A 14,969-nucleotide genomic window follows, 5' to 3' on the forward strand; every position below is an offset into this window, starting at 1 on the left:
CAAAAAGCAGACTCGGTTTCTGCTTTTTGTTTAAACTAAAAAAGCACGGTCGTTCTAAAAGGACAAAACAATGAGTGAGAAGATCTATTTTAATACCTCTCAAGGCTTTAGCTTTCGTCGAAGCCTGATAGGAATGAGCACAAAATTGCACCATGCACTTGCCCCCAAACACGCAGAAAAAACGGCAAGAAGACTCTTTCTGACTCCAAATCGAAGTCAGCCTAAGAACAAAGCGCCAAAAGATCTTATTAAAGGTGAAGTACAATCTAGTGAAGGTAGGCTTGCGACCTACTCTTTAGGTGAAGGGCCGGTATGGGTACTAACTCATGGTTGGTCGGGAACAGCGAGTCAGTTTTACCCCTTGATGCAGCATATTGCGGAGAGAGGCTTCACGGCTTTGGCATACGATCATCCTGCCCATGGAGAAAGTGAAGGGGTATACGGCCACATACCCGCATTTGTCCACGGTTTAGAGGCAGTATTGGACAGTGTTGATCATGTAGCTGGCGTCGTTGCTCATAGTATGGGAACGGCCTCGGCGTTAGAGTGTCGACACGCAAAGATTAAAGATTGCCCGCTGTTGTTGATTGCGCCGGTTTTAGAGTACCTAGAGAACCTGTTCGGCAGCGTTGAACGTTCTGGATACTCTATGCGTTTGTTTAATGCGGTGGTTTCTGAAATCGAGCAAGAATATCGATATCCAATTACTAACATTGACCCATATGGCCGACTAGAAAACAGGACTTCGGCAACGGTGATAGTGCACGACAAAGAAGATAAGTTCAGTCCGTTTTCTGTTTCAGAGAAAGCTGCCGTGGAACTTGATATGGTGGCTTTAGTGGCGACAAAAGGGCAAGGACACGGGCGAGTAATGAAATGTACTCAAGTTATGGAAAGCTTTGACTTGATTGCACAAATTGATAAATAACGCAGCGCATAGATTTGGTACGTTTGGCTTAAGTTTTCGACTTTTGTAATGGGTATGTTATGAAAATAACCACAATGTTGATGTGGTTAACAAATTCTGACGAATTAATATCTCCTTAGTTAATTGTATGGGATCCTATAACGGCTAAGCGACGTTCAAAAGAACTTGGAGCAGTTCGGTCGCTTGGGATAGTGAGCCCATCCTGACAAAGGAAATAATAATGAATAAGAACGATACCGTACCCTTACCCACCAACACTCGTGAATGGTTTTTTAACCGAAACAGTCTAATTATACTGGCAGATGTTCTTTTGTTTGCCATTCTCTACCACACTTTGCCCTTTGATCCTCAGGTTGTACTGGGGATCAGTACACTAATCTTTATTGCTATTTTATGGCTAACGGAAGCCCTTCACGTCACTATTACTGCCATATTGGTCCCGATCATGGCGGTGCTTTTTGGCGTTTTTGATACACAAACGGCGCTTAACAACTTTTCAAATTCGATCATTTTTTTGTTCCTTGGTGGCTTTGCTCTTGCTGCGGCAATGCACCGACAAGGTTTGGACAAAGTGATTGCCGATAAAGTACTGGTTATGGCTAAGGGAAGAATGAGCGTCGCCGTTTTTATGCTATTTGGCGTCACTGCGGCACTATCGATGTGGATCAGTAATACAGCGACCACGGCGATGATGTTACCACTGGTGTTAGGCGTATTGAGCAAAGTGAATGCTGAGAGTGAACACAAAACATATGTGTTTGTTTTACTTGGCATCGCCTACAGCGCCAGTATTGGTGGCATTGCCACCGTTGTTGGAAGTCCACCTAACGCTATTGCGGCTGCGGAGGTCGGCTTAACTTTTACCGACTGGATGGCATTTGGTCTTCCAACTACCTTGATCATGCTTCCTGTCGCCATATTAGTTTTACATCTAGTATTGAAACCGGATCTCAGTGGCGAATTTGAGCTGAATTTTGAACCAGTGAACTGGGATAAGGGCAAAGTCGTCACTTTGCTAATCTTTGCGACTACGGTTGTCTTTTGGATTTTTAGTAAGCCTATTAACGCTCTTATCGGTGGCTATGCTAGGTTCGACACTATTGTAGCCCTAAGTGCTATCGTCGCGGTTAACTTTGCCAGAGTTGTGCATTGGAAAGATATTGAAAAGACTGCTGATTGGGGTGTGTTGATACTATTTGGCGGAGGTATCTGTTTGAGTAATATCCTCAAAGCGACAGGAGCTAGTGTCTTTATTGCCAATAGCTTAAGTGAATGGATTGCCCATTGGGGGATATTCCCAATAATCGCCGTGGTAGCCCTATTTGTGGTTTTCTTAACAGAGTTTGCCAGCAACACAGCAAGCGCGGCGCTACTTATCCCCGTGTTTGCGAGTGTGGCGGAAGTGTTTGGAATGTCACCAGTGATCCTGTCTGTACTTATCGCCGTTGCCGCTTCGTGCGCTTTTATGCTTCCGGTGGCCACCCCACCTAACGCGATAGTGTTTGGTTCTGGTCATATTAAACAGCAAGAGATGATGAGAGTGGGAGTGATTTTAAACCTAGCGTGTATCGCTGTATTAGCGATGATTGCACAGGTTTTTTGGCTCTAGATTACCGTATGAAGTTTAAGGTAAAGACCGGTGTTTGTGACACTGGTCTTTATTTTTTCTAGCTTCAAAATTTATATGGTTTATTTTTTGATTTTGCCCACTATAATTCGAGCCTCAATCACAAAGTTAACAATAAGCGTGTGAGTTGGGTGCAATGTTTGAGTCATGAACTTTTTTTCCCAAACTCGCTACTGATAGTATCCTGCTGCAGGAACAGAGCTTACCACCACAATAAATATGAAAGACAGAGTAGTGGTCTCAGTATCATCGATACATGGGACGAAACATTTTCACTTTGGTAAAAAGCTAAGACGCCTATTGAAAGGGGTCAGTTGCTCTATTCTTGTGGGCGCAGTGATCGCTGGAACCACTATTTATTACTTGAAACACGAACGAGACTTTGCGGTTGTTAAACAGCAGGAACTGCAACAAGAACAGATGTCTCTTACCGAAGAAGTCGAGTCGCTGAAAGACTTAAAAGCGAACTTAGAAAACGACTTAGTTGAACGTGAAGAAAAGTTTAATTTGGTTTCCGATCGCTTGGGCGATCTTGAAAAGGTACTCGGTGTTGGTGAATCGGAAGGCGAACTTGATACTCGCCTTGATACTGCTGCGATTACTTCTTCTGTTCGCGTGGTGATGTTAACTCAGATTCCTAGTGGTGCACCTGTACACAATGCGCGTTTGTCTTCTGGTTACGGTAAGCGCAAGCATCCAGTGACAGGGTTTATCAAGTTTCATCGCGGACTCGATTTTGCGGTGAATACTGGAACGCCGATTTACGCACCAGCCGACGGTGTTGTCGAAGTGATTCGTCCGAGCAAAAAAGGCTCGGGTAATTTTCTTCAATTGCAGCATTCGTATGGCTTTACCACCTCGTATTCACACTTGAACAAGTTTGCCGTTAAGCGCGGTGAGTTTGTTCAGAAAGGGGATCTGATTGCTTACTCAGGTAATAGCGGTTTGTCTTCAGGTCCTCACCTTCATTATGAAGTGCGTTTTGTGGGACGAGCTCTGGATCCAAGGGCATTTGTCGATTGGGGGGTCGATAACTTTGATACTATTTTCACTAAAATCAGAGGCATTCAATGGGATTCTTTAGTAAACAAGGTCGAGCAAAGGGTCAGTACTCAGCTACAACTATCATCTCACAAGGCTGCCAAGTCACCGGACAGCTAAAACTTGAAAAAGACCTTCAGGTTGACGGAAAAATTGAAGGACAGATCCATGCGGATCAAACTTTGTTGATCAGTGAACAAGGTTCGGTTTATGGGGATGTTTACGCTTCGCGGGTGGTTATCAACGGGACATTCGACGGCAACTGCCATGCAGAAAAAATCGAAATTCTGTCGCAAGGTAAAGTAACTGGTACCCTATATACTGACGACTTGAGCATTGAGCAAGGCGGTAGGTTCAACGGTGAAACTAAGCCGGGTAAAGCCAAGCCGGTGGTTGATATTACTACTGCGACCGATGGGCAAAGTGAAAAAAAGCAGATTAATGCCAGTTAACGCGTACTAATCTTTGCAACACTTGATCTGAGTCACTTGTCAGTTTGGCGCACCAACTCTTCCTCGACCATACTTATATGTAGGTGACGTCGAGAGAGGAGGACAAGTGATGAAAAACGAACTTGATCCCAACAAAATTTTGCATGCTTACGAAATGGTGATGGAACGAGGCACCCCGACAGAGCACGGCAAGATGTACGAGGGTATTGAGGCTTTCTCAGATTATGATGGCTACAATATCTATATGCGTGGCAATGGTGTGGAGCTTAAAGTTGGCTTTCACAATACCTATCACCTTGAGTACGATCAAGAGCACCTCAGAGACAGCTTTTTAAAGAAAGTTGCTTTGCTCTCCAAGTAACGCTTACCGCAACGATATTATCTCAGCCCGATTAAGGGGCTGAGATAAAGATTGTTAGTCTTCTACAAGGCTTACTTCTTCCGAAAAGTCTTCGCTAACACTATCGGGTTTACTGCGGCCGTTAAGGGTGTGAAAACGTTTTCTTCCCCTCGCCAATTGGGTGTATTTCAGCCAAGTACGCTCTAGTTTTGTTTTGGCTTTCCCTGGGTTATCTAACACCTTTAGAAAGTGTTTTTCTTCACTGTTTTCAGCGTGGATCTCGCCATTTTCTAGTGCAACCATAGTGTCACCATAAAAGATTAGGATCTCTTCTTCGCTGAGCGTAAAATCTCCCGATTTCGCAAAACCTCGCGGAAATTTAGTGTTGTCGTAAAATCGTTTTTTACCCGGACGAAATTGAATATCGGACATAGTCCCGTGCCCCTGTGAGCTAATAGAATGATTCAAAGCGAAAATTAGGACTAATTGGCCAAAAAGAAAAACAAAAGTTTTTTATCGTCAGGATAGAATTTTATTATTAATCTGTATTCATAATAAGTTAAACAACAATGACACATTTGGCAGTTATGCCGGAGTAGAAAAATGGACGTAAAAGTCTTTAAAACGTTTTTGGAGTTAGCTAAAGTTCGCCACTTTGGAAAAGCGGCAGAGAATCTGTATATCACCCAAGCGGCCGTGAGTGCGAGAATCAAGCAACTGGAGAGCTATTTTGACACCCAGTTGTTTATTCGAGATCGCAATAATATCAAGCTCACTTCTTCCGGTGAACGTTTGATAGGTTACGCAGAAGTGATGGTGACGACCTTACAACAAGCGAAGATGGAATTGTCATTAGAGAGTGGTAAGGCACTGCAACTCACCATGGGTGGCACGCCCAACGTATGGGACGCTACTTACAATCCTGCTTAAGTGTGGTCACTGGAGCATTTGGTGGTTACGGATTTATCGCGGAAGTGATGGGCCGCGAAACATTGACGCGTAACTTGCAAGAACGCACTTTAGATATGGCGTTTGCTCTAGACCCGATTAAAGCTGACGAGTTTTATTGCAAACAAGTATCTAGTCTCACATTGGTATTGGTCTCTACGGAAAATAAAAACTTAAGCGATATTTTTGCGAGTCGATACATTTACGTAGATTGGGGCACTCGTTTTTCTTCCGAACACGGAGAACGCCACCCCAAAATACCCGCACCCTATTTGCGAACCTCTACCGCTCGAATAGCGTTAGATTTTATTCTTGAAAAAGGTGGTTCGGCCTATCTACCAGAAAGTTTGGTAGAACCGCACTTAACAAGCGGGGAGCTGTTTAGAGTCGGTGACGTTACGCCTTGGCCTCGGCCAGTCTATTTGAGTTATAGAAAAGCGAGCACATCGATAGAAGCGATAGAACAAGTCGAAAGGCTGTTGCAAGGCGACGACTAGTTGGCAATTGAACGCCCCAACGGTAGGGGCGTTTTTCAGCAAGCGTACGGCGTTATAAATCCATTAAACTCTCAATCGACTCTTCAAGTGATAAGTGATGAAAAGAGTGGATTTGACCGTTTTCCGAAGCATCGATCAACACTTTCTCGATACTAGAATGGCCGTATTGATCAATAAAGCCCAAAGACTGATCTACGCTAGAGCTGGTCAGCTTTAACTGATTATTCAAAACGATAGTACAAGTATGTAAGTTCATAGCCAACTTCCTTGTGAACAGAAGTATTATTGTCGTTAAATAGAGAAATCGTGATTATTTGAATTGCGATCTACTCCAAGCCTTCACTAACCTTAGACAACAACTTTGCAAACATGCAAACTTATTCGACGAGCTAATGAGTTTGTCTCGGTGCTTTTCGATACATTCAGTTCCGAAAGTGGCGAGTACTTAAGATAGACTGGCGTAAAATAAAAGGACGTAAATCGCTTCAAGGTGTTTTAAGGACAAGTATGTTTCCAATTGACCAGCCACTAAATCGCGACCAGTGTCAGAAAGCTCGTATGGCTAGGGATGCCCGTTTTGATGGTGCCTTCTACATCGCGGTGAAAACGACCAATATTTTCTGTCGGCCAATATGCCCAGCTAACTTGCCTAAAGAGGAAAATGTCGAGTATTTCCACGATCAGTCACAAGCCTTAAACGCAGGGTATCGACCCTGTTTGCGTTGCCGTCCAGATAGTGCACCAAGGTCATATGCATGGAAAGGGGTTGAAACCACCTTTGAACGAGCCATCAACTTAATCGAACAGGGTGCACTGAGGGAAGGGAGTTTATCGCAGTTAGCTGAGCGATTGGGGATAAGCGATAGGTACCTTCGCCAATTGTTTAAGCGATACTTAGGCGTCTCACCAAAGCAATATGCCCTTTATCACCAGTTGATGTTTGCTAAGCAATTACTGCATCAAAGTAAAATGAGTATTACGGATATTGCCTTTGCAAGCGGTTTTAGAAGTGTTCGCCGATTTAATGATGCGTTTTTAAAAACCTTGCAGCTTTCACCGAGTCAAATAAGAGGTAAAACAGCAGTGGGCGATTCATCTCATCAAATACTGCTGACGTTTAAAGGTCGCATAGATTGGGATAGAACGTTGGATTTTTATCGCCTTCGAGCTGTTGAAGGAATAGAAAAGGTCGATGATGTTAGCTATGAGCGCCATGCCTGTATTGGTGATACCAAAGCTTGGATAAGAGTCCAAAAAGCGACAGACCACTCTCTCCTACTCGAATACAAAATTGAAGATATCACTCGTTTAAATCTTCTCGTTCGACGCGTCAGACGAGTATTCGATTTAGATGTAGATTTAACCTCGGTGGAAAAACATCTCTTGCATGTGTCTCCTAAACTGGTCCGTTATTCAGGCATTCGCATCCCCGGGGTTTGGTCAACGTGGGAGGCTGGTGTGAGAGCAATACTGGGCCAACAAGTCTCTGTAAAAGCGGCGATAACGCATCTAAATCACCTTGTGAGCAACTTGGGTGATGGAGATAATCACGCTTTTCCAACACCACAGCAAGTCCGAGATGGGGACGTTTCCTTTTTAAAGATGCCCAACAGCCGAAAAGAGACGTTGCAACGCTTGGCGAGCTGGGTGTGCGACAACCCAGAAGGGTCGGTAAGTGATTGGCTAACCCTGAAAGGCATCGGGCCATGGACAGTTAACTATGCCTTGCTGCGAGGGCAAAGCGAAAGTAATCGTTTTTTAAGCGATGACCTGGTTGTCAAACACGCTTTAAAAAAGTTTCCTGAGTTAAATGCTGAAACCGTCTCTCCTTGGGGGAGTTACGCCACCTTACATTGCTGGAGTCATGCATAATGAAAAAATACACTATACTCAACACACCACTGGGGCTTTTGACGATTCAAACAAGTGACAAAGGGCTGTGTGGAGCTTGGTTCGAAACTCATACTACAAGACCCGAACAGCTCGGTGAACGAGACGATGAAAATCCTATCTTGACAAAGGCTTGTGCACAGTTAGTAGAATATTTTGACGGGCATAGAGCCGTTTTTGATTTGCCAATCGATACTCAGGGTACAGATTTTCAAAAACGCGTTTGGAATGTGTTACAAAAAATACCTTACGGTAAGTTGTGTACATATCAGGATGTAGCGGATAATATCGGCAACCCCAAAGCAGTACGGGCGGTGGGTGCGGCAAATGGGAAGAATCCCCTCTCTATTATCGTGCCTTGCCACCGAGTTATTGGTAAGAGTGGCAAACTGACAGGATACGCCGGAGGTGTTGAGAGAAAAGCCGCTCTGCTAGATTTAGAACAATCGGAAACAGAATGATAAACAAAGGGATGGCGAAAGCCATCATGTTAGTGTGTAGCAGCTCAATGCTTCAAGGATGTTTTGAAGAAGAGCTGGATCAATGGGCAAATAGAAAAACTTACGATTTTAAAGGCGAATACATTAATCAATACAATAGTGATCGCCTGATTTTTGACCAAGGGACGGTATATCACGAGATCGAAGGAATGACGCGAATTAGCAAAGTTTATCGCGTCGAAGATGGCATGATATATATCCAGCAGAGAAATAGCTCCAAAGAACATCGCGAAGATATCAAGATGCGTATCCACGGCTCTGGAGAATTATTAACTTGCCAACAGTGTGCCAAACACCAACTTTCCAATGTTTGGCAGCTCGCTCCGCAAGAGCTTCAGTAAATGCTTAACTGGTAAACAGGGTGCCGTTGAGCAATAGGTGGGCGGCGATACTCGCTACATAGCCCACCATTATGACCGGAGCCCACTTTAAATGACCAAAGAAAGTGTATTTTCCGTGCGCTGCTCCCATCAGTGCCACACCTGCTGCACTACCAATAGAGAGTAAGCTACCACCAACCCCAGCGGTGAGTGTCACCAGAAGCCAGTTCCCCATTGACATGACGGGCTCCATTGTGAGTACGGCAAACATAACGGGAATATTATCGACAATAGCGGACAGAACGCCGACCACAATATTGGCCCAAATTGGATCCCATTGGGTATACATAATGTGTGATATTTCCGTTAAGTAACCGAGCAGACTCAATCCACCGACACACATCACCACACCGTAGAAAAAGAGTAAAGTATCCCACTCGGCGTGGGAAACCCGTCGAAACACATCGAATGGAACCACCGATCCTAGACGTTTAAGCGCGTAGTCGTCGCGGTTAGCAATGGCGAGTGCGGCTTTTTGGCCAGTGAACGTTTGAGTGTTTTGCGAAGGTAAAAGCCAAAAAATTGTAGATAAGCGAGCCCCATCATCATACCGATAACCGGTGGGAAGTGGAGTACAGCGTGGAAGGCTACCGCCGTCGCTATAGTGAGAATAAACAGGGCGACAATGCGACGTGATCCTCGCTTTAACTCGACGTGTTGGTGGACGACATCAGGCTTGGTGTTGGGAATAAAGAAAGACATCAGAATTGCCGGTAACAGGTAGTTGATAACTGAAGGCAAAAACAGCGGCATAAACTCTGAGAAGGAAACGTGCCCCGCCTGCCAAACCATCAAGGTAGTAATATCACCAAATGGGCTAAATGCGCCCCCGGCGTTAGCGGCGACAACAATGTTAATACAGGCTAAGTTGATAAATTTTGGGTTGTTTCCGGCGACTTTCATCACTACGGCGCACATAAGTAATGCGGTGGTTAAGTTGTCCGCAATGGGCGAGATAAAAAATGCCAAAATGCCCGTTAGCCAAAACAACGAGCGAAAGTCGAAACCTTTCCCTGTCATCCATGCCTGTAGCGCATCGAATAACCTCCGTTCTTCCATCGCGCTGATGTAGGTCATCGCGACTAGAAGAAAGAGCAATAACTCGGCGTATTCAAGTAAGTTGTGCTCTAGTGCAGACTTGGCGAGTTCTATTTCACCTGATTGACTAAAGGCATAGCCGATAATGGCCCAAATTAATCCTGCGGCCAGTAAAACGGGTTTGGATTTTCTAAGTTGAAGGTACTCTTCAAGCATGACTAGAAGGTAAGCACTAACAAAGATCATTACACACACATAGCCTAAAGTGGTATCGGTAAACTGGTCGCTAGTGTGGTTTGATGCAAGGGCAAAAGAAGGCAAAAAAATAGAAAGAAGAATCGTCAAGCAGGTCAATTTCGGCATGGCTCATTCCTTTGAAAGATTTGTTGTTTTAATTCTCGATCATTGTGATGCTGCTAACCTGACGTCCCAACAGGCGTATTGACCGAGATATACCCGTACTCAAAGCAGGTACAACACTTATTCTAAAGGGGTTTTTTTGACCAATGTGTGAAGTGGGTTTGATCGTGACTAACTAATTAGAAACAAAGTTAGACAAAGATATTTTCAATCTGTTAACGCGATTGCACAAATAGCGTTGTCGCTTTTAGAATGATAGTGAAACGACTAAAAACAACGAGTTAAATGCTCGAAAGAGCAAGGATAATCCCCGAACTGAATCGGGGATTTGGAAAAAAGAGTTACGCTTTGGATTGTCTTAAGTGAACTTCTTCTTCTTTTTCTCCGGCGTGTGGGTCGTGGAATCGAGACTCATCAAAAGCGCCTTCTGATTTGGCAACAATCACCGATACTGCGCTATCACCAGTGATGTTTACTGCCGTACGAATCATGTCCAGCAAGCGATCAACGCCCATGATCAGTGCGATACCTTCTAGTGGTAGACCAACTTGATTGAGAACCATCGCCAGCATAACCAGACCAACTCCCGGTACACCTGCGGTTCCAACCGATGCTAGCGTCGCCGTCATGATAACCATAAGATAGTCGGTCATGGTGAGGTCAATATTGAACGCCTGAGCAATAAAGGCGGTAGCCACACCTTGCATGATTGCAGTACCGTCCATGTTAACGGTAGCCCCCAGTGGAACAGTAAACGAAGCAACTCGGTTGTTTACGCCCATTCTGTTTTTCACCGTCTCCATTGTCACTGGAATAGTGGCGTTGGAAGAGGCGGTTGAAAATGCAAACATAATGGCATCTTCCATTTTGCGCAGGAAGGTGATTGGGCTAAGTCCTGTTAGGCCTTTGAGCATCAAGCTGTAAGTGACCAAGCCATGCAGAATCAAGGTGCCAGCAAGTACTAAGAAGTACTCAGCAAGATTGACAATGGCGCCTAGTCCCAAGCCAGTAAAAAGCTTTGCCATTAAGAAGAACACGCCGTAAGGAGCGATGTTCATCAAGAGGGCAACTAACTTCATTATGACTTCGTTTAAGTCTGAGAAAATCGCAGCGATGCGCTCACCGGGCTTACCCGCTGCACTGATCGCGATACCAAACAACACGGCAAAGACAATGACCTGCAACGTTTTCCCTTCCGCCATTGCACTAATAGGGTTGGTTGGGAACATGTCGATGATCACTTGTCCTAAAGATGGCGCTTCTGCGGAAGTGAAAGTGTTTGCTGCGGTCAAGTCAGCACCGGCACCTGGTTGGAACAAGTTACCCATCACAAGGGCTAGGGTGATGGCTACCGCAGTGGTCGTGATGTAAAACGCGAGGGTTTTACCTCCCATACGACCCAAGGTAGAAATATCTTTTAGAGAGCTAGTACCACATACTAGCGAAACGAAGATCAGTGGTACCACGAGCATTTTTAAGCTTGCAATAAAGATTTTTCCACCGACTTCAAAAAGTCCATTTACTATGTATGCGTCTACAAATCCGTTGTCTGTAAATAGGGTACGAATAATGAACCCCGTCAAGATACCCGCTACCATGCCTAGAATCACTCGGCTGGTTAACGACATAGGTTTCTTGGTATTCATAGTGAACACTCCTTATAGTTATGCACTTCGACGTCATTTCGAAGTGAACCGGAGGTTATCAGTGCTGTTAGATCTTCAACAAACGCAAAACGGCGTAACGATTCCTATGTGTGATCTCGATCACTTAAAATTACCAAAATATAACGCCAAATTAACAATTGTTTATAGTGTTATTATCTAATTTTATCACCCTGTAACATATATTGTGTTAACGTTTGCTTTAGATACCTTTATCAATAGATAGGCAGTTGGATGCAAGGCATCTCAATGCCCATAACTAACATCGAACTTTTCCGCTGTTTACTCAGCTTATATTCGAAATTTAACCAAATTTTTAGAGTGCTATTGGCAATTAAATTTGCGGTTTTCGATATTGGTAGGGTGAGTAAAGTGCAACTAAACTAGAAAGGTTTTAGCACTCTCGTTTCCTTCTCATCCAAATTTGGAGGTTGTATGGCTTCTCAAGATATTCAACACTTTTTCCACCCTCAGTCAGGCACAATAAGTTATGTGGTCTCTGACAAAGCGACAAGAGAAGCCATCATTATTGACCCCGTTGCCGACTACGATGTTGATAGTGGAAAAATTGCCTTCGACTCAGTACAAGAAATTCTCAACTATATTGAAGAACATCAATTACATGTCTCTGCGATTATGGAAACCCATATTCACTCCGACCATTTGACCGGGTCTTTTTATTTAAGTGAAAAACTAGGCGCGCCCATTAATGTTGCTGAAGGAGTAAAAGAGGTCTATTCGCAATGGAAAGACGATCTATTGCTGAAAGACCTGTATGAGTTCGAGCATTTACTGCTCGATCAAGAGCATCTTGAATTTGGAGATTCCGATTTAGAAGTGTTACATACACCGGGGCATAGTGAGTGTGATATGACATTTAAGATTGGCAACGCCATGTTTGTTGGAGATGCGCTTTTTCACAAAGAGAGCGTAGAAAAGCATAGTGGCGTTGCAGGTGAGCACCTGTATCAGGCGCTAACCAAGTTGTACAACATGGAAGAGAGCACTCACGTCTACTTAGGACATGAGTGTTCAACTGGTGGAGAAAAAAAGCTACACGGAGCCAACTGCTTAAAGGAAGGCGTTAAACCGGAGGCGGAACCACCTCCGGCGGTCTGCTTACCCGAGCAACAAAGACATGATAAGCAAATATTAAAGTCGGCGATCTCGTACAATCTAACGGCGAAACTTCCTTAGTCGACTTATCGATAATCCAAATAAGGCAAACAGTACGAGATAGTTCAGGCTACCTCCGCCTCCAGAGTGAGTCGGTGCCGGCGAAGAGAACATGGGATCTTGAGAGTCAGCTCGTGTACTGTCAGCGTTACTGTTTTCTCTGTTAGCACGCTGCTGACGTTCGAGGTTGACTCGTTTTAGGTTACTTCTCTCGATTCCGAGCTGTTCAAATACCTGTTCTTCGACCACTAGCAGTGAGGTGTAGTCGGTGAGCAGGCCGTATTCTAGAGCGATATCTATCATCGCCTGCTCGGTTTCGGTGCGAGTTTCTCCGAGATAATCCGCTTCCCTCGCCAATTTTTCGATGTTGGAAAATGCCCATAACCTTTCTAACTCTGGAAATTCGGGGCTTTCCTCTGGTAGCTCAACTTGCGTTTTATAGGTCTTTTCAACGCCATTTATCGTGGCTGTCAAAGTGATATTGCTAATACCCGATGAGAAATAATGCCCCATCAAAGTGAGTTGTTCACCGCGGTATAGGCGGCTTGTCGGGGAGATCACTATATCTTTAATATCCGTCCCGTCGACATCGACCTTGATGTTTTGAAATGCTAGGTGGCTGAGCTTACTGCTGACGTTGGCAATATGCCCATACATGTCGTCAGAGTTGGAAATATTGACTGCAAATCCATTGGAAATCTCAGTCATAGGAACCAATAGAGGTTTGTTGGCTCCGTTACCCATGATAAAGGTAAACAACCTGACATCTTGCTGTCGAATCAAATCGAGAAAACGGGCTCGTTCGGTCACACCGACATTGGCTTCACCATCGGTCACGAGTACAACCCCAGTTGGTCGATCGGTGTTTAGCCCCTTAAGTCCCTTTTCCAGTGCCGCGTATAGATTAGTGCCACCGCTTGGTTGATGCTGATTTACACTGTTAATTGCGTTTTTCACGTTAGCCGGTGTTGCGGTTTCAAAACTCGAACTGAGCGCATAGGCGTTATTATCAAATAATACGATTTTGAAACGGTCTGACTTAGGTAGGCGAGAAAGTCCTCGCTTCACTCCGTCTAACAGTGAGGCGTACTTACCGTCCATAGAGCCGGATTTATCCAAGATAAAAACCCAGTCGCGTCCTTGTGTAATTGCGGATAAGTCATCACCGGGCGTAAAGGTGAGCTTTACGGTTCCCCTATTACTTTGCTCAGTGTTGCGGTAAGCAACCATATCGAGTCTGGCGGGCAGACCCTCGGCTAATCTCCAATAAACGGAAATGTCTTTGTTTAACTGGAGTGGCGTTTTGTCCTGTTCACTTTCTAAATTAGCACTATTGCTCAGCTTTGCTTGCCAGATCCCTAGACTTTCACCATTAGGATTAGATAAGTGTGCCTCTGGGTGTGAGGGTAGGTACATGGCATCGATTGGATAGCCTGACTTTACTCTAACGTTAAATGAAAAACCCGATTCGACGGTGTTCTCACGATGCCAAAATGCTTTCGCTTGTTCGTCTACGCCACCCTCTTCTAGCGGATATACGTAATGTCCAACACCGTGGTCGAGAAGTTGCCCTTGCAAGTAGACCAATCGGATTTTAACCGTATCTAGTGATGGCACCGGAAAGACTCGAATTCTAAAGTCATAGTGCTCATTTTTTTCAGCGACGGCTGCGGATTGACCTTGAGATTTTTGCTGCTGATAAATCTCTTTTGCGCGATTTTTTTCTACGGCTTCTGCAATGACTTGCTGCCCATTAATCCAGTAGCTGAACTCACCTACGACGGCTTTATCTGGAATGGGAAAGCTGTAAAGGGCTTCGAGTTCGGTTGCGTTCGGATTGTAAAACTCTTGTTCTACCACCGTGGTTGCAAATCCATCTTCGATGAGAACATCGACGTGATGATGTTTGATGGTTAGTGGAAGGAGCTGGCTCTCTTTTGGTGATAATAGACCACTGGCGAGTAAGTTTGGGCTGATCAATACAGCGACGATAATTACGACAAAAGCCAGTGCTTGTTTGATTACTGGGATGAATTTCGACATTTTAAGTCTCCTTGACTGCGCGGTATAACCGCTTCCTCTTGGAGCTAGAATGTCGAATAGAAAAGGCGGAAAGAAGTTTGCTTAG

Annotated in this window: 13 protein-coding genes and 2 pseudogenes; 10 read left to right on the forward strand and 5 right to left on the reverse strand. The window is 44.6% G+C overall.

Features of this window, described 5'->3' with window-relative positions:
- Positions 1 to 70: 70 nt before the first annotated feature.
- The 5 genes from BLO31_RS16150 to BLO31_RS16170 all read left to right on the forward strand — a co-directional run bounded on the left by BLO31_RS16150 (position 71) and on the right by BLO31_RS16170 (position 4,409).
- Complete coding sequence (locus BLO31_RS16150; RefSeq protein WP_070968971.1) at positions 71 to 928, forward strand: alpha/beta hydrolase; 858 nt, start codon at positions 71 to 73, stop codon at positions 926 to 928.
- A gap of 220 nt (positions 929 to 1,148) precedes the next feature.
- Complete coding sequence (locus tag BLO31_RS16155; RefSeq protein ID WP_070968974.1) at positions 1,149 to 2,537, forward strand: SLC13 family permease; 1,389 nt, start codon at positions 1,149 to 1,151, stop codon at positions 2,535 to 2,537.
- 237 nt (positions 2,538 to 2,774) lie between these two features.
- Entirely contained in the window at positions 2,775 to 3,716 is a 942-nt protein-coding gene (locus BLO31_RS16160) for a M23 family metallopeptidase (RefSeq protein WP_070968977.1), read from the forward strand.
- Positions 3,683 to 4,048, forward strand: a complete 366-nt coding sequence (locus tag BLO31_RS16165; protein WP_245688517.1) for a bactofilin family protein — start codon at positions 3,683 to 3,685, stop codon at positions 4,046 to 4,048. The genes BLO31_RS16160 and BLO31_RS16165 overlap by 34 nt, the downstream gene beginning before the upstream one ends.
- 109 nt (positions 4,049 to 4,157) lie before the next feature.
- Positions 4,158 to 4,409, forward strand: a complete 252-nt coding sequence (locus tag BLO31_RS16170; protein WP_070968980.1) for a DUF3081 domain-containing protein — start codon at positions 4,158 to 4,160, stop codon at positions 4,407 to 4,409.
- A 54-nt stretch (positions 4,410 to 4,463) separates the two neighbouring features.
- Here BLO31_RS16170 and BLO31_RS16175 read toward each other — a convergent pair whose 3' ends face one another.
- Positions 4,464 to 4,820 (reverse strand): MaoP family protein, encoded by a 357-nt coding sequence (locus BLO31_RS16175; RefSeq protein WP_070968983.1) that lies wholly within the window; start codon positions 4,818 to 4,820, stop codon positions 4,464 to 4,466.
- Positions 4,821 to 4,991: 171 nt separating this feature from the next.
- Between BLO31_RS16175 and BLO31_RS16180 the strand changes: the two are divergent.
- Positions 4,992 to 5,833, forward strand: a pseudogene (locus tag BLO31_RS16180) (LysR family transcriptional regulator).
- A 52-nt stretch (positions 5,834 to 5,885) separates the two neighbouring features.
- Here BLO31_RS16180 and BLO31_RS16185 read toward each other — a convergent pair.
- Entirely contained in the window at positions 5,886 to 6,089 is a 204-nt protein-coding gene (locus BLO31_RS16185) for a hypothetical protein (protein WP_070968984.1), read from the reverse strand.
- Positions 6,090 to 6,340: 251 nt separating this feature from the next.
- Here BLO31_RS16185 and BLO31_RS16190 point away from each other — a divergent pair, with 251 nt between their 5' ends.
- Genes BLO31_RS16190 through BLO31_RS16200 form a run of 3 tightly spaced genes read left to right on the forward strand, consistent with a single transcriptional unit; the run spans position 6,341 to position 8,564 of the window.
- Positions 6,341 to 7,705, forward strand: a complete 1,365-nt coding sequence (locus BLO31_RS16190; protein WP_070968988.1) for an Ada metal-binding domain-containing protein — start codon at positions 6,341 to 6,343, stop codon at positions 7,703 to 7,705.
- Positions 7,705 to 8,184, forward strand: a complete 480-nt coding sequence (locus BLO31_RS16195; protein WP_070968993.1) for a methylated-DNA--[protein]-cysteine S-methyltransferase — start codon at positions 7,705 to 7,707, stop codon at positions 8,182 to 8,184. Before BLO31_RS16190 ends, BLO31_RS16195 begins: the two co-directional genes overlap by 1 nt.
- Entirely contained in the window at positions 8,181 to 8,564 is a 384-nt protein-coding gene (locus tag BLO31_RS16200; RefSeq protein WP_070968997.1) for a hypothetical protein, read from the forward strand. Before BLO31_RS16195 ends, BLO31_RS16200 begins: the two co-directional genes overlap by 4 nt.
- A 4-nt stretch (positions 8,565 to 8,568) precedes the next feature.
- Here BLO31_RS16200 and nhaD read toward each other — a convergent pair.
- Positions 8,569 to 10,004, reverse strand: a pseudogene (nhaD, locus tag BLO31_RS16205) (sodium:proton antiporter NhaD).
- A 338-nt stretch (positions 10,005 to 10,342) separates the two neighbouring features.
- Complete coding sequence (locus tag BLO31_RS16210; RefSeq protein WP_070968999.1) at positions 10,343 to 11,647, reverse strand: dicarboxylate/amino acid:cation symporter; 1,305 nt, start codon at positions 11,645 to 11,647, stop codon at positions 10,343 to 10,345.
- Between the two features lie 453 nt (positions 11,648 to 12,100).
- Between BLO31_RS16210 and BLO31_RS16215 the strand changes: the two genes are divergently transcribed.
- Complete coding sequence (locus tag BLO31_RS16215) at positions 12,101 to 12,862, forward strand: MBL fold metallo-hydrolase (RefSeq protein WP_070969002.1); 762 nt, start codon at positions 12,101 to 12,103, stop codon at positions 12,860 to 12,862.
- On the opposite strand, the gene BLO31_RS16220 is transcribed toward BLO31_RS16215, so the two are convergent.
- Positions 12,842 to 14,884, reverse strand: a complete 2,043-nt coding sequence (locus BLO31_RS16220) for a VIT and vWA domain-containing protein (RefSeq protein ID WP_070969004.1) — start codon at positions 14,882 to 14,884, stop codon at positions 12,842 to 12,844. The genes BLO31_RS16215 and BLO31_RS16220 overlap by 21 nt on opposite strands.
- Positions 14,885 to 14,969: the final 85 nt, after the last annotated feature.

The organism is Vibrio sonorensis, assembly GCF_001854765.1.
Lineage (GTDB): Bacteria > Pseudomonadota > Gammaproteobacteria > Enterobacterales > Vibrionaceae > Vibrio > Vibrio sonorensis.

What these genes read in the sequence shown, in the direction of transcription:
- BLO31_RS16195 (WP_070968993.1), top strand. Translation starts at nt 7,705, where the DNA reads ATGAAAAAATACACTATACTCAACACACCACTGGGGCTTTTGACGATT.
- BLO31_RS16200 (WP_070968997.1), top strand. Translation starts at nt 8,181, where the DNA reads ATGATAAACAAAGGGATGGCGAAAGCCATCATGTTAGTGTGTAGCAGC.
- BLO31_RS16215 (WP_070969002.1), top strand. Translation starts at nt 12,101, where the DNA reads ATGGCTTCTCAAGATATTCAACACTTTTTCCACCCTCAGTCAGGCACA.
- BLO31_RS16185 (WP_070968984.1), bottom strand. Translation starts at nt 6,089, where the DNA reads ATGAACTTACATACTTGTACTATCGTTTTGAATAATCAGTTAAAGCTG.
- BLO31_RS16190 (WP_070968988.1), top strand. Translation starts at nt 6,341, where the DNA reads ATGTTTCCAATTGACCAGCCACTAAATCGCGACCAGTGTCAGAAAGCT.
- BLO31_RS16150 (WP_070968971.1), top strand. Translation starts at nt 71, where the DNA reads ATGAGTGAGAAGATCTATTTTAATACCTCTCAAGGCTTTAGCTTTCGT.
- BLO31_RS16210 (WP_070968999.1), bottom strand. Translation starts at nt 11,647, where the DNA reads ATGAATACCAAGAAACCTATGTCGTTAACCAGCCGAGTGATTCTAGGC.
- BLO31_RS16220 (WP_070969004.1), bottom strand. Translation starts at nt 14,884, where the DNA reads ATGTCGAAATTCATCCCAGTAATCAAACAAGCACTGGCTTTTGTCGTA.
- BLO31_RS16160 (WP_070968977.1), top strand. Translation starts at nt 2,775, where the DNA reads ATGAAAGACAGAGTAGTGGTCTCAGTATCATCGATACATGGGACGAAA.
- BLO31_RS16175 (WP_070968983.1), bottom strand. Translation starts at nt 4,820, where the DNA reads ATGTCCGATATTCAATTTCGTCCGGGTAAAAAACGATTTTACGACAAC.
- BLO31_RS16155 (WP_070968974.1), top strand. Translation starts at nt 1,149, where the DNA reads ATGAATAAGAACGATACCGTACCCTTACCCACCAACACTCGTGAATGG.
- BLO31_RS16170 (WP_070968980.1), top strand. Translation starts at nt 4,158, where the DNA reads ATGAAAAACGAACTTGATCCCAACAAAATTTTGCATGCTTACGAAATG.